Consider the following 14017-nt stretch of genomic DNA (forward strand, 5'->3'; position numbering starts at 1 on the left):
TCGTGAGGGGGTGGGGCTAGCTCTACCACGCACCCGCACACCAGACCCATTTCGTGTGCCGGTCGCGGCTCAATACCTTTGTGCCATGAAAGTCCCCCGCCCGTGGTCGAGACGGGCCTGGCTCGACACGGCCCACGTGGTGATCGGCCTGCCGATCGGCGTGTTGCTCGGCGGGCTGACGCTCGTCCTGGCCGTGGCGCCACCCCTGCTGGTGCGGGCCGTGCCGTCGTTCACCAGGGTGCAGCGCTCCAGGTTCGACGCCTTCCTGGGCGCGCACATCCCGCCCGTCCGCTCCCCCAGTGTCCTGCGCAGCCGGGCCACGTGGCGGCAGATCGCCTACCACCTGCTGTCGCCGTTCGTGAGCCTGGCGGGCACGTTCCTGGTGGCGGTGGTGTGGGGCGGGGCGGTCGTGGGACTGCTGGCTTTCACGGCGCCGAAGATGCAGAAGCCGCCGCTGGAGTTCGTGTTCGACCTCAGGAACGGCAGAGTGCTGATTCTGTACATGGCGATCGGGCTCTTCCTGCTGCTGCTCGCGCCGGTCCTGGCCCGCGGCATGGCGGCGATGGACCTGTCGGTGGCGCGCACGCTGCTCGGGCCCAGCCGTTCCGAGCTGGGGCAGCGGATCGAGACGCTGACCGAGAGCCGGGCCGGGGTGATCGACGCGGCCGACGCCGAGCGCCGCAGGATCGAGCGCGACCTGCACGACGGCGCGCAACAGCGGCTGGTCTCGCTGGCCATGAACCTGGGCCTGGCCAGGGCCACCCTGACCGACCTGCCTGACCCGGCCCGCGAGGCCCTGGAGCACGCGCACGAGGAGGCCAAGCAGGCGCTCAAGGAGCTGCGCGACTTCGTCCGCGGCCTGCATCCGGCCGTGCTCAACGACCAGGGCCTGGACGCGGCGCTGTCCGGCGTCGCCGCCCGCGCCCCCTTCCCCGTGAAGCTACGCGTCGACATCGAGCGGCGTGCCACTCCGACCATCGAGGCGGTGGCGTTCTTCATCGTGTCCGAAGCACTGACCAACATCGCCAAACACGCGGCGGCCACCAAGGCCGAGGTGATCGTGCGGCGCGAGCGCGACCGCCTGCACCTGCTCGTCCATGACGACGGCTGCGGCGGCGCCACACTGGACGGCGGCACCGGGCTGCGCGGCCTGGCCCAGAGGATCGACTCCGTGGACGGGGCGCTGCGGCTGTCCAGCCCGCTGGGAGGACCGACGACGATCGAGGTGAACCTGCCGTGCGAGTAGTGCTCGCCGAGGACTCCGTGCTGCTCAGGGAGGGGCTGATCCGGCTCCTGGACGCCGCCGACATGGAGGTGGTGGCGGCCGTGGACGACGCGGAGGGGCTGCTGCGGGCGGCCGAGGAGCACCGGCCCGAGCTGGTCGTCACGGACGTCAGGATGCCGCCCACGCACACCGACGAAGGGCTGCGGGCCGCGCTCGTGCTGCGCCGCCAGCAGCCCGGGCTGGCGGTCCTGGTGCTCTCGCAGTACGTCGAGGAGCGCTACGCCGCCCAACTGCTCGCCTCGGCCGCCACCGGTGGCGTCGGCTACCTGCTCAAGGACCGGGTGGCGGACGTGGCCGAGTTCTTCGACGCGCTGCGCAGGGTGGCCTCGGGAGGCACCGCGCTCGACCCCGAGGTCGTCGCCCAGCTGCTGCTGCGCGGCAACAGCGATCCGCTCGAACGGCTGACGCCCAGGGAGCACGAGGTGCTCAAGCTGATGGCGGAGGGCCGCTCCAACGCCGGCATCGGGCAGGCCCTGGTGCTCAGCGAAGGGGCCGTGGGCAAGCACATCGGCAACATCTTCGCCAAGCTCGACCTGCCGCCCGCCGAGGGCGACCATCGGCGGGTGCTGGCCGTCCTGCAGTTCCTCAAGATCAGGAGCCTGCCGTGAGAGCCGTCTGGCTGATGGCCGGCGCCGTGGCGACCGTGGTCGCGCTCTCCCTGTCCACGGTGTTGCTCTGGCACGAGTTCGCCAGGGCCAGGACGCCGATGGACGTCACCACGAGGTCCATCCCGTTCCCGTACCAGGAGGTGCGGATCAAGGCGGGCAAGGGGCGGGTGGACCTGCTCGTCCTGCCCGGCCAGGCCGGGGAGCTGCTCATCCAGCGGCAACTGCGGTGGTCGAAGGAGCGGCCGACGGTCACCGAGGACTGGGACGGCCGATCCAGAACGCTGCGGCTCGACGCGGTCTGCCCCGGCTCCGACCAGCCGGATGGCCCCGTCTGCGAGGCTGAATACATGATCTTCGTGCCGCCGGAGACCGACATCGAGGCCGGCACGTCCACCGGCGACCTCACGATCGGCGACCTCTTCGGCGACGCCCGGCTGACCTCGGTGTCCGGCGACGTCCGCGTGCAGTCGTTGTCCGGCGACCTCTGGGCCAGGACCGGCACGGGCGACGTGGACGCGGAGCGGCTCTCCGGCGGGAAGGCCGACGTGGAGGTCGGCTCGGGAGACGTGGGGCTGATGTTCACCGCCGTGCCGTCGGACGTCAAGGCGATGGTGCGGACGACGGGCGCCGTCCAGGTGGCCGTGCCGCGGAGCACGTACGACGTGACGGTCGCCGGCGTGAACACCACCATCGCCGTCAAGAGGGACGCCGGCTCATCGAGGAAGATCATCGCGAAGACATCGGAAGGCAACGTATCGGTGCTCAACCACTGAAGATCACTCCGTTGCCCAAGGTCTGTTTACTCTTGTGACTGGTTGGTAAGTTCCCGGCATGGAGTCTGCGAAGCACGCCGGTGACGCCGCCGTCGCCGTGTCCAAGGCCTATGGCGTCGAGACCATGTTCACTCTGTCGGGAGGGCATGTCTTCCCCCTCTACGACGGCGCGGTGCACGAGGGGATGCGCATCCTCGACGTACGCCACGAGCAGAGCGCGGTCTTCGCCGCGGAGGCGACCGCGAGGCTCACCAGGAATCCCGGCCTGGCCGTGCTGACCGCCGGGCCCGGCATCACCAACGGCGTCAGCGGCGTCGCGACCGCGCATTTCAACGGCTCGCCGGTGGTCGTCCTGGGCGGCCGGGCGCCCCAGTCGCGCTGGGGCAGCGGGGCCCTGCAGGAGATGGACCACCCGCCGCTGCTCGACCCGATCACCAAGCTGGCGTTCACCGCGAGCGGAGCCGACTCCGTCGGCCAGGACGTCGAGGCGGCCTTCCGCACGGCGCTCGCGCCCCGCCGCGGGCCCGTCTTCCTCGACTTCTACATGGACCACCTGTTCTCCCCTTCACCGGTGCACGAGGTGCACACGCAGACCCCCTCGCCGCTGGAGCCCGACCCCGACGACCTGTCCGCCATCGCGCGCCTGCTGTCCGAGGCGGAGCGGCCGGTGGTGGTCTACGGCTCCGACGTGTGGATGGACCGCGCCGAGGAGGCCGCCCGCGACTTCGCCGAGACGTGGCGGCTGCCGGTCATCCCCAACGGCCAGGGCCGCGGCATCCTGCCCGCCGGTCACGAACTGCTCGTCACCAGGGCCCGCGGCCTCGCCTTCGCCCAGGCCGACCTGGTGATCGTCATCGGCACGCCGCTCGACTTCCGCCTCGGCTACGGCTGGTTCGGCGGCAAGGACGGCGCGCCGCTGGCCAGGGTGGTGCACATCGCCGACGCGCCCTCGCAGCTCGCCACGCACATGCAGCCGGCCGCCTCCGCCGCCGGCGACCTGTCGGTGGTCTTCTGGAGTCTCGGCGCGGCGTGCGGGGACGCGGGGGTCAAGCCCGACGCGTACGCGTCGTGGGTGACGAAGCTGTCCGAGGCGGCCACGGCGGCCATCGCGGGCGACGCGGAGCTGCTGGCCGCCGACTCCGACCCGATCCATCCCATGCGGATCTACGGCGAGCTGGGCAAGGTGCTGGCCGAGGACGCCGTGGTGATCGGCGACGGCGGCGACTTCGTCTCCTACGCGGGCAAATACGTCGAGCCGAAGCAGCCGGGCAACTGGCTCGACCCGGGCCCGTACGGCTGCCTCGGCACCGGCCTGGGCTACTCCATCGCCGCCCGCCTGGCCAGGCCCTCCTCGCAGGTGGTGCTGCTGCTCGGCGACGGCGCCGCGGGCTTCTCGCTGATGGACGTCGACACCCTCGTACGCCACAAGCTCCCCGTCGTCATGATCTGCGGCAACAACGGCATCTGGGGCCTGGAGAAGCACCCCATGCAACTCCTGTACGGCTACGACGTCGCCGCCGAGCTGCAGCCCCAGTGCCGCTACGACCAGGTGGTCACCGCCCTGGGCGGGGGCGGCGAGCTGGTCACCAAGCCGTCGGAGATCGGGCCCGCGCTGCGCAGGGCGTTCGACTCCGGGATCCCCTACATGGTCAACATCGCCACCGACCCCGAGGTCGCCTACCCCCGCAACACGACGGGGGTGTGAGCGACCTTACGACTTCTTCGGCGTGGGGGTCGGGGTGGGCGTCGGTGAGTCCTCGGGGCAGGTGCCGTCGATGATGACCAGCGTGACCGTCTCGCCCTCCGCGAGCGCGGTCCCGGCCTTCGGGGCCATCGCGTTGACCTTGCCGCAGCGCATGCCGTTGGTCGTGGTCGTCTGGTCGTCGGGGTTCACCTCGAACCCGGCGACCTGGACCCGCTCCTGGGCGTCAAGGTACCCCCGCCCGATCACGTCGGGCACCCGCACCTTCGTGATGGTCGGCGTCGGTGTGGGCGACTTCGACGAAGAGGTCGTGTCCGAGGGCGTGGGAGAGGGCGACTTGTCCGGCTCTTCGGTCTCCTTCGTCGCCGTGGGCTTGGGCGGCGGGTGGTACGTCGGCTTGGGCGTCGTCCGGGTGGGCCTGGGCTCCGTAGGCCTGGTCGGAGGCCTGGTGGTCTTGTCGACCATGTCCTCCGTGTCACTCCGCTGGGTGGGGGTGACGATCACATCGGTACCGCCGGTGGTCATGCCCGTCAGGGCGACCGCGGTGGCGCCCGCGCCGAGCACGACGGCCGCGGCGATGCCCGCGATCAGCCCCGTCCTGCGCGGCGCCTTGGCCGCACGCCTGCTCCCGCGCCGCTCGCTGACCGTCGTCTCGTCCTGCGCCAGCCTGGCGCCCGTCTGATAGGAGCTCGGCTCAGGCTGCTGGCTCGCCTGCTGCTGGTACGCCTCAGGCGGCGGCGCCATGGTGACCCCGGTGGCCAGCTCAGGGACGACGGGCGTCTGGCCGCTGGCGATCGCGCGGGCCGCCTCGCTCATCGCCTTGGCGCTCGGGTAACGCCTGGCCGGGTCCTTGGACAGGGCGATCTCCACCAGCTGGCGCACCGGCGGGGGGATGTCCTGCGGCAGGGGTGGCGGGGCCTCGCGAATGTGCTTCAGCGCGATCGTGACGGCGCTGTCACCGTCGAAAGGCCTCTGACCCAGCAGGCACTCGTACGCGACTACGCCGAGCGCGTAAATGTCCACCGCGGGCGTCACAGGCGCGCCCTCGGCCTGCTCCGGAGCGCAGTAGGCCGCCGTGCCGAGCACCATGCCGGCGTCGGTGAGCCGGTTGGCCACGTCGGAGCGCGCGATGCCGAAGTCGGTGAGCACGAGCGTGCCGTCGCGCTGCACGAGCAGGTTGCCCGGCTTGACGTCGCGGTGCACGATCCCCTGATTGTGCACGGCCTGCAACGCCGACGCCGCCTGCGCGATCAGCTCCATCGCCGCCTGCGGCGGGATCCGCCCCAGCCGGCCGAGCAGCCGGTCGAGCGGTTCGCCGTCGACGAACTTCATCACCAGATAGACGGTGTCGCCGCTGATCCCGTAGTCGTAGACATCGACCACGCCGGAATGGTTGATCGTGGCCATCGCCCGCGCTTCCCCCTGGAAGCGAGCGACGAACCCGGGGTCCTCCATCCGGCCTGGGAGCAGCACCTTGACGGCGACGGTGCGTGCGAGCACGACATCCTCGCCCCGCCACACCTCACCCATGCCACCGGCGCCGATGCGGGTGTCCAGGCGATATCGCCCCGCCAGCGTCGTCCCTTGGGCCACCATGATTCCCCCGCTACCCCCCTACGTCCGAAACCTCTCCCACCCCGCGGTCCTCCAACAAAGCGAACTTTCGTCGCGGTGAGGTAACACAGTGGTCACGGAACTTAGAGAGTGTACGACTCACGTGTCCCACATGCCACTCAAAAGCCTCAAGCCGTACAAACCCTATCCTGGAGCCTCACCGCGGTACTTGTCCGCGTTTCCGGGAACTAAGTGATCGCGTTAATAGACTGATCTCATGACGCTTGCCCCGGGCCTACGCTCTCAGCTGATCATCATGGTCGAGATGGAGGACACAGCCAAGAAGATCGGCAGTGGAGACGTGCCCGTGCTGGCCACTCCGCGCCTGCTGGCGCTGGCCGAGGCGGCGACCGTACGCGCGGTCGAGCGGCACCTCGAACCTGGGCAGACCTCCGTCGGCACCAGGGCCGAGATCGAGCACCTGGCCGCCAGCCCGCTGGGCGCGCACGTCCAGGTCGGCGTCGAACTCACCGAGGTCGACGGCCGGCGGCTGGTCTTCGCCTTCGAGGCCCACGACCAGCACAGCGTGGTGGGCAAGGGCACGATCGAGCGCATCGTGGTCGATCGTGCCAAGTTCCTCGCCCGCGTCACTCGATGACGGCGATCAGATCGCCTTCCTGGATCACATCGCCCTCGGCCACCTTGAGCTGCGCCACGACGCCCTCGTCCTCGGCGAGCACCGGGATTTCCATCTTCATGGATTCGAGGATGACCAGTGTGTCGCCGTCGGAAACGGTGTCGCCCTCCTTGACGACGACCTTCCAGACGTTCGCCACCATCTCAGCGCGTACCTCAGCCACCGGGACTCCCCTCTTTCAATGATCCAACAATCTCATGCGGACTTGGCGCGCATGCGCGCGACCAGCCCCGTGTCGTAGTCGCCGGTGGCGAACTCCGCGTTCTCGAGCAGCTCCGCACAGAATGGCAGGTTGTTCTTCGGCCCCTCGACGGTGAACTCGGCCACCGCCTTTCTGCCCTTCTCCAGCGCCTCCTCACGATCGGAACCGTGGACGCAGAGCTTGGCCATCAGCGGGTCGTAGAACGGGGTGACCGTGTCGCCCGCAGCGTAGCCGGAGTCCACGCGCACGCCGTCGCCGGTCGGCTCGTCCCAGGCCGTGATCGTGCCGGGGCCGGGGAAGAAGCGCTTGGGGTCCTCAGCGTAGACCCGGAACTCGATCGCGTGTCCAGTGGGCTCGGCCCGCACCTCGGGGCTCTCCCCCGCGGCGACGCGGAGCTGCAGCTCGACCAGGTCGAGGCCGGTGACCATTTCGGTGACCGGGTGCTCCACCTGCAGCCGGGTGTTCATCTCCAGGAACACGAAGTCCTGCTTGTCGGCGTCCACCAGGCACTCGACCGTGCCCGCGCCCAGGTAGCCGACCGTCTCGCCGGCCCGCACGGCGGCGGCGAGCATGCGCTCGCGCAGCTCGGGGCTGATGCCGGGCGACGGGGACTCCTCGACGACCTTCTGGTGGCGGCGCTGCACGGAGCAGTCGCGCTCGCCCAGCGCCACGACCTTGCCGCCGGGCAGGCCGAGGATCTGCACCTCGACGTGGCGGGCGCGCTCGATGTAGCGCTCAAGCAGCACGGCGGGCCCGTCGAGCGCGTCGCCGGAGAACCTGGCCGCCGCCCTGGCCGCCTGCTCGTAGGCCTTGGCCAGCCCCTCGTCGTCGTGGGCCACGCTCATCCCGATGCCACCGCCGCCACCCGCGGTCTTGACCATGACCGGGTAGCCGATGGCTTCGGCGGCCTTGAGCGCCAGCGACAGGTCCGTGACCGGCTCGCGGGTGCCCGCGGCGACCGGCACGCCGGCGGCCTCCATGAGGTTCCTGGCGTTGATCTTGTCGCCCATCTTGTCGATTGCCTCGGGGGAAGGACCGATCCACACCATCCCGGCGTCGATGACGGCCCTGGCGAACGCGACGTTCTCCGCCAGGAAGCCGTAGCCGGGGTGGATCGCCTTCGCACCGGTCGCGCGCGCCGCCTCCAGCACCTTGGCGACGTCAAGATAGCTCTGCGCGGGGTTGGCCGGGCCGAGCAGCACGGCCTCATCGGCCTCGCGCACGAACGGCAGGCCCGCGTCGGCCTCGGAATGAACCGCGATGGCGCGCAGGCCCATCCGCTTGACCGTGCGGATGATCCGCCGCGCGATCTCCCCTCGGTTGGCGATCAGAACGGGTCCGAGCGTCTCAGTAAGCACGCCGACCACTTTATGGCCGCGGACCGTCTAACCCCTTTCCCCCGAAACCACCGATCCGGAGAGGCCGATCTGTAGGAATCTCACAAATGTGAGCGCCCGGAAACGCGGCAGGCGTACGGCGAACTGTAGAGCTCACACGCGCCCGCGGTCGATGACCCTGGCGAGCGCCTCGACCGCGTGAGCATCGTACGCGCTCCCGGCCGACAGGCGGATGCGCTCGAGCGCCGCGCCGCCACGATCGCGGTCGGTCGAGGGCCCGACGAGATCATCGTAGGCGTTGGCCACCTTGATGATGCGGCTCGACAGCGGCGGGTCGTCGCTGATCGGGTCGCACTGGCGGCTGACCACCTCGGCCACCCGGTCCAGCACACCCGTCTGCCTGATCACCTCGGCGCCCAGCTCGGCGATGCGGCGGGCCTGCTCGGGCTCGGTCAGCACGGTCGCGCCGCCCGGGATCGGGTCACGCAGCGAGAGCTGGCCGATGTCGTGCATGAGCGCGGCGTACTCCAGCTCCAGCAGCTCGGGCTCGGCCATGCCCAGCTCCCTGCCGATGGCCACGGCCAACCGGCTCACCCTGCGCGAGTGGCCGGGCTCGACGTAGCCGCCGACCTCCGTGACGCGCGACAGGGCGCGTACGGTCTGCAGGTAGGTCGCCCGGATGCCCGCGTACTTGCGGAAGGCCACCTGCGTGACCAGCAGCGGCGCGGCGAACACCAGCAGCGCCACCAGGTCCATGCTGTGCGTGGCCAGCGCCAGCAGCACGCCCGACGCGGCCACCGCGGCGCCCAGCGGGAAGGCCATGTTGATCTCGTCGCGCACGGCCACTCTGAAGGCCGTACGCACCTGCTCGGCTCGCAGCAGCGCGGCGATCAGCACGTCGATCAGCAGGGTGATCGCGATGAGCGTGACCATCACCACGAGCGCCGGCCACCAGGTCCTGGTCGGCGGCTTGGTCATCTCGTAGAGGGAGTCGGCCAGCGGCCGGAACGCGAAGGCCAGCAGCGCGCCGGTGAGCAGCCGCCTGGCCATCGCGTCCAGGCGCGGCGGCCGGCCCACGGCCAGGTGCGGGAGCGCTCCCGCGAGCATCCCCATGGAGATCACGGCCACGACCTGCAGCGCGGAGTGGCGCAGCGGGTTCTGGCTGAGGTCGAGCAGCAGCGTGTAGCCCAGCGCGGCGGCGGCCCCGATCGGCGCCACCTCCCTGTTGCCCGGCATGGTGAGCCTGGCCAGCTCGCCGACCGCGATCAGCGCCCCGAACCCGACCGCGATCTCCGGCCGGTCGAGTCCGACGGCGGCGGTGTGCGCCACGCCCACGAGCGCGACCAGCCCCGCCGCGCAGATGAGCAACAACTGACCCGAGTCGAGCCTGCGCAAAACCGTGTTCACCGACCGTTCTGTACGCCTGGCGCGCTCTGTGGTGATCATTGCCCGGTCACGACCTGGATGGGCATGGTCGGGTCGTCGTGGTCCTTGATCTGCGTCTCGGTGGCCTCGGGCGGTGGCGGATCCACGCGGCGCGGCGGCTGCCACGGCTCGTGGTCGAGGGCGCGGATGAAGGCCGCCACCATCACGGGGTCGAAGTGGGTGCCCGCGCTCTTGCGCAACTCCTCGATGGCCACGGGCACCGGCCTGGCGCCGCGGTAGGAGCGGTCGGAGGTCATCGAGTCGAACGCGTCGGCCACCGCGATCACCTTGGCGAACTCGGGGATCTCGTCACCGGCCAGCCCCATCGGGTAGCCGGTGCCGTCGTGGCGCTCGTGGTGGTGCATGATCCCGGCGTAGGCCTCGTCGAGGAAGCCGATGCCGCGCACGATCTCCAGGCCGCGCATCGGATGGAGCTGGATCGCGGCGTACTCCTCCTCGGTGAGCGGCCCGTCCTTCTGCAGCACCTTGGTGGGCACGCCGAGCTTGCCGACGTCGTGCAGCATGCCCGCGTAGCGGATGGCCCGCACGCGTTCCAGCCCCATGCCGATCTCCTGGGCGATCATGGAGGAGGCGTGCGAGACGCGCGTGCAGTGGCCCCTGGTGTAGTAGTCCTTGGTCTCCACCGCCTGGCAGAGCGCGGCGATGGTGGCGTCGTAGGAGCGCTGCTGCGCGTGATACTGCCCGAACGCCCACCGCGCCACGAACAGGGGCAGCAGCACCAGCACCGCCGAAATGGACGCCACGGTGGCCCACAGGCCCGCCACGAGCAGCCCGAACGTCCCGTAGCCCAGATAGGACAGCAGGAACTGGGTCATGCCCCGCACCGGCACCTCGGTGGCCCGCACCTGGGTGGCCAGCCCGATCATGGTGAGCGTGAGACCGATGTTGAGCGGCACGAAGATGGCCGTGGCCGCCGCGTAGGGGCCGATGAGGTCGTCGAACGCGTTGACCTCAGGCACGCCCACCTGGCCCTGCAGCGCCTCGTAGACGCGCCCGGCCACATAGCCGCAGATCGCGAACTGTGCCCCGTTGAACAGCCGTTTGACCAGCGGCAACCCCGGCCGCACGCTGACGATGGCGGTGAGCCCCACCAGCGCCGCCCCGTCGGGGCCGATCAGCACCACGGCCGCCAGCGAGGCCGAGAAGCTGACCGACACCGCGAACTGCTCCACGTTGAGCAGCGTCGGCATCGACTCGCACACCAGGAACAGCAGGGCGAGCACCAGGAGGATGTCCAGGTGCTCCGTGGCCACGGGCGCGCCGGAGACCACCACGCTGCGAACGATGAGAGCGGCCGCCGCGCCGATCACGGCGACCAGATAGACCCTTGCGGGCCACGGCAGATCACGCATTGCGGCCCCCCACGGTGCTCAGGTCCAGGACACCCCAGGAGGAACCGCCACGCCGACCGACATGATCACCGGAGTGATCAGCACGATGGCGGTGAGCAGCCGGGCGACCATAACCTTCGACATCCACATGCCTCCACGTCGACTTTGTGGGGTTCACGCTACAGAAGACGAGGTGATCACATGAGAGGAGTCGGGAATCGCAAGCAAAGTGTAATCAACCAACTACTTCGTGCGACGGGCGGCGGCCCATTCGACGGTCTTCTTCACGCCGGTCGGCAGATCCGTGCGCGGCTGCCAGCCGAGCCCGTCGTGCGCCGGCACCGGATCGACCGCCATCGCCGGCAGATCTCCCACGCGCGGCTGCGCGAAGCCGGGCTTGTCCTGCGCGCCCGCCGCGTCGGCGATCAGTGAGTGCAGCCGCCGGTCGGCGGTCTGGATGCCGGTGCCGAGGTTGAAGCGGCTGCCGTTGCCCTCCGCGCCGCACGCCCTGACGAAGCCGTCGACCACGTCATCGACGTAGACGTAGTCGCGGGTCTGCGTGCCGTCGCCGTAGAGGACCGTGGGCGTGCCGTTGAGCAGGGCGTCGGTGAAGATCGCCACCACGCCCGCCTCGCCCTCTGGCGACTGGCGCGGGCCGTAGACGTTGGACAGCACCAGCGTGGTGTATTCGAGGCCGTAGAGCGCGCGGAAGGTGGCGAGGTAGATCTCGCCGCTGAGCTTCGAGGCGGCGTACGGCGAGCGCGGGTCGGTCGGGGCGTCACCGGGCACCGGGATCGTCGCGGGCCGCCCGTAGACGGCCACCGACGAGGCGAACACGACCTTGCGCGTGCGCCCCTCATGGGCCGCGGCGAGCACGGAGGCGATGCCCTCGACGTTGAGCCGCGCGTCGTGCGCCGGGTCGGCCACGCTCTTGCGCACGCTGATCTGCGCGGCCAGGTGGCAGACGACCTCCGGCTGCAACTCGGTCATCAAAGTGCTCAGCGCCCGGTCCCGGATGTCCATCTCGTGCAGCGTGAACCCGTCACTGGCCGCCGCTCCCGCCAGATTGCCCCGGCTCCCGGTGGACAGGTCGTCGACCACGTGCACCTCGTGGCCATCGGCCAGCAGGCGATCGACGAGATTCGAACCGATGAACCCGGCACCCCCGGTGACCAATGCGCGCATGGGGTGAATCCTAGTCGGACAGCTCCGACCTCACCCGCGCGATGCGGGCCAGCACCTTGGAGCGCAGGTCCGCCGGAATCGGGTCGCAGCCGCAGTGCTTGGCCACCAGCGCCTTGATCGCCTTGTCCAGGTCGTATTCCTTCAGGCACGGGTTGCACTCGTCGAGGTGCACACGGATCTCGACGACGTCGCCCTCGGTGAGCTCGCCGTCGAGATAGGCGTACACCTTGTCGAGGACCTCGCGACAGTCGGTGTCGTGTGCGTTACCACAGCTCATTTCGATCCCTCCGCCGGGACCAGACCACGCTCGCGGGCATAGTCCTCAAGGAGGCCCCGCAACTGCCTGCGTCCTCTGTGCAGCCTCGACATCACGGTGCCGATCGGAGTGCCCATGATGTCGGCGATCTCCTTGTAGGGAAAGCCTTCGACGTCGGCCAGATAGACCGCGATCCTGAACTCCTCAGGCAGGGCCGCGAGCGCCTGCTTGATGTCGCCGTCGGGCAGATGGTCGAGCGCCTCCACCTCGGCGGACTTCAGCCCGCTGGAGGTGTGGGACTCGGCCCGCGCGAGCTGCCAGTCCTCGATCTCCTCGGTGCCCGACTGCTTCGGCTCACGCTGCTTCTTGCGGTAGCTGTTGATGAAGGTGTTGGTCAGGATCCGGTAGAGCCACGCCTTGAGGTTGGTCCCCTGCTGGAACTGATGGAACGACGCGAACGCCTTGGCGAAGGTCTCCTGCAGCAGGTCCTCCGCGTCCGCGGGATTTCGGGTCATCCGGAGCGCGGCGGAGTAGAGCTGCTCGAGATAGGGCATGACATCCCGCTCGAATCGCTCGCTTCGCTGCTCCAGCGTCTCCGCGCCTGTCGCGGGCACCGGACCCACCCCCCTAAGATCACCGGTGGCCGGCTGTGGCGGTACACCGTACTCAGGGGAGGATACCCGCTGGCCCGTGACCAGTAGGTCAGCGGGCTGGGGTTCTACCAATGTGAGCATGCTCGTCGCAACACGCCCGCGCCCTTGTCTGTTCCCGCAAGATAGAAGGTACGAAGGACCCGGTGCGGGGAACGTCATACGTACCGGCTGGTAGCCCTTTTTCCGGAACCCAGGAGTCGCGTGTGCTGCCCATTCCGGCCGAGGAACTGAACGGCTCAGGGACGCTCGGGCCGTACTGGACCTTCTACCGCGCCGTCGCCGCCGAACAACTCAACCGATGGCTCCCCGGCCAGCCCTCCGTCATCCTCGATCTCTCCGGCGGCCGCGGGCGATGGTCCGGCCAGGCCGCGAGGGCGGGGCACCGGGTGATCGAGGTGCTCGACTTCCGCAGGACCGTCGACGGGCAGTCCCGACTGCGCGACGCGGACCGCGTCCGCCACGTACGCGCCGACGATCTCTCCTTCCTGCCCGACGCGAGCGTGGACGCCGTGCTCGCCGAGGAGCGCGTGATGTCGATCGAACTGATGGCCGAGTCGGCGATGAGCGACGTGGCCAGGGTGCTGCGGCCCGGCGGGCGGGCGCTGGTGTGCGTCGACTCGCTGGTGCTGGGCATGGCGATCCTGGCCGAGCAGGAGCAGTGGCAGCACCTGCGGCAGACCGGCGAGGTCATGCTCGTGCCGTGGCCCGACGGCAGCATCACGCGCTGCTTCAGCAGCGGGCAGTTGCGCGAGCTGCTGATGGGCGCCGGGCTCGAGGTCGAGTGGATGCGGCCGCGCACGGTGCTGTCGCCGTCCACGGTGGACCACGTGCTCGGCTCCGACGCGCGCGCGCTCAACTACCTGGTGCGCACGGAGCTAGAGGCCCATCCGGACGACGACGACACCGTAGGCATCCACCTGGTGGCCAGCGTCCGCAAGGGGTGACCCGTCCTGGGAGTGCCGCGCCGCCGTTCTTCGTGTCCGGCGGC

At 70.0% G+C, this 14017-nt stretch carries 14 protein-coding genes; 6 read left to right on the forward strand and 8 right to left on the reverse strand.

The genetic code is table 11. The features are described 5' to 3' along the window. Positions 1 to 85: 85 nt before the first annotated feature. Genes ACFPZ3_RS54555 through ACFPZ3_RS54570 form a run of 4 tightly spaced genes read left to right on the forward strand, consistent with a single transcriptional unit; the run spans position 86 to position 4371 of the window. Complete coding sequence (locus ACFPZ3_RS54555) at positions 86 to 1246, forward strand: sensor histidine kinase (RefSeq protein WP_379522362.1); 1161 nt, start codon at positions 86 to 88, stop codon at positions 1244 to 1246. Then, entirely contained in the window at positions 1237 to 1893 is a 657-nt protein-coding gene (locus ACFPZ3_RS54560; protein WP_379522363.1) for a response regulator transcription factor, read from the forward strand. Before ACFPZ3_RS54555 ends, ACFPZ3_RS54560 begins: the two co-directional genes overlap by 10 nt. Next, the gene (locus ACFPZ3_RS54565) at positions 1890 to 2666 is read left to right on the forward strand and encodes a DUF4097 family beta strand repeat-containing protein (protein WP_379522364.1); all 777 of its coding nucleotides are present in this window, start codon (positions 1890 to 1892) and stop codon (positions 2664 to 2666) included. Before ACFPZ3_RS54560 ends, ACFPZ3_RS54565 begins: the two co-directional genes overlap by 4 nt. Positions 2667 to 2724: 58 nt before the next feature. Further along, complete coding sequence (locus tag ACFPZ3_RS54570) at positions 2725 to 4371, forward strand: acetolactate synthase (protein WP_379522365.1); 1647 nt, start codon at positions 2725 to 2727, stop codon at positions 4369 to 4371. Between the two features lie 6 nt (positions 4372 to 4377). Here ACFPZ3_RS54570 and ACFPZ3_RS54575 read toward each other — a convergent pair whose 3' ends face one another. Then, positions 4378 to 5964, reverse strand: a complete 1587-nt coding sequence (locus ACFPZ3_RS54575; RefSeq protein WP_379522366.1) for a serine/threonine-protein kinase — start codon at positions 5962 to 5964, stop codon at positions 4378 to 4380. Between the two features lie 235 nt (positions 5965 to 6199). Between ACFPZ3_RS54575 and ACFPZ3_RS54580 the strand changes: the two genes are divergently transcribed. Further along, on the forward strand, positions 6200 to 6580 hold the full coding sequence (locus ACFPZ3_RS54580; protein WP_379522367.1) for a thioesterase family protein: 381 nt from the start codon (positions 6200 to 6202) through the stop codon (positions 6578 to 6580). Here the strand turns inward: ACFPZ3_RS54580 and ACFPZ3_RS54585 are convergent. The 7 genes from ACFPZ3_RS54585 to ACFPZ3_RS54615 all read right to left on the reverse strand — a co-directional run bounded on the left by ACFPZ3_RS54585 (position 6570) and on the right by ACFPZ3_RS54615 (position 12999). Further along, positions 6570 to 6782: a biotin/lipoyl-binding carrier protein gene (locus ACFPZ3_RS54585; RefSeq protein WP_379522368.1), complete on the reverse strand. Its 213-nt coding sequence runs from the start codon at positions 6780 to 6782 to the stop codon at positions 6570 to 6572. The two genes, ACFPZ3_RS54580 and ACFPZ3_RS54585, sit on opposite strands and share 11 nt — an antisense overlap. A gap of 32 nt (positions 6783 to 6814) precedes the next feature. Further along, on the reverse strand, positions 6815 to 8179 hold the full coding sequence (locus tag ACFPZ3_RS54590) for an acetyl-CoA carboxylase biotin carboxylase subunit (protein ID WP_379522369.1): 1365 nt from the start codon (positions 8177 to 8179) through the stop codon (positions 6815 to 6817). A 132-nt stretch (positions 8180 to 8311) separates the two neighbouring features. After that, positions 8312 to 9604, reverse strand: a complete 1293-nt coding sequence (locus ACFPZ3_RS54595) for an HD-GYP domain-containing protein (RefSeq protein WP_379522370.1) — start codon at positions 9602 to 9604, stop codon at positions 8312 to 8314. Next, positions 9601 to 10956 carry an HD-GYP domain-containing protein gene (locus tag ACFPZ3_RS54600; protein ID WP_379522371.1) on the reverse strand — a complete coding sequence of 452 codons (1356 nt, stop codon included), beginning with the start codon at positions 10954 to 10956 and terminating at the stop codon, positions 9601 to 9603. Before ACFPZ3_RS54600 ends, ACFPZ3_RS54595 begins: the two co-directional genes overlap by 4 nt. 222 nt (positions 10957 to 11178) lie before the next feature. Continuing rightward, a complete protein-coding gene (locus ACFPZ3_RS54605; RefSeq protein ID WP_379522372.1) occupies positions 11179 to 12120 on the reverse strand; it encodes an NAD-dependent epimerase/dehydratase family protein in 942 nt (313 codons plus the stop codon). Positions 12121 to 12130: 10 nt separating this feature from the next. Next, positions 12131 to 12397 carry a mycothiol system anti-sigma-R factor gene (gene rsrA, locus ACFPZ3_RS54610; protein WP_379522373.1) on the reverse strand — a complete coding sequence of 89 codons (267 nt, stop codon included), beginning with the start codon at positions 12395 to 12397 and terminating at the stop codon, positions 12131 to 12133. Beyond that, positions 12394 to 12999, reverse strand: coding sequence for a sigma-70 family RNA polymerase sigma factor (locus ACFPZ3_RS54615; protein ID WP_379522374.1), 606 nt, complete (start codon positions 12997 to 12999; stop codon positions 12394 to 12396). The genes rsrA and ACFPZ3_RS54615 overlap by 4 nt, the downstream gene beginning before the upstream one ends. A 233-nt stretch (positions 13000 to 13232) precedes the next feature. On the opposite strand from ACFPZ3_RS54615, the gene ACFPZ3_RS54620 reads away from it, so the two are divergent. Continuing rightward, positions 13233 to 13973, forward strand: coding sequence for a class I SAM-dependent methyltransferase (locus tag ACFPZ3_RS54620; protein ID WP_379522375.1), 741 nt, complete (start codon positions 13233 to 13235; stop codon positions 13971 to 13973). Positions 13974 to 14017 lie beyond the last annotated feature (44 nt).

The sequence above is a fragment of the Nonomuraea insulae genome (genome assembly GCF_042656245.1).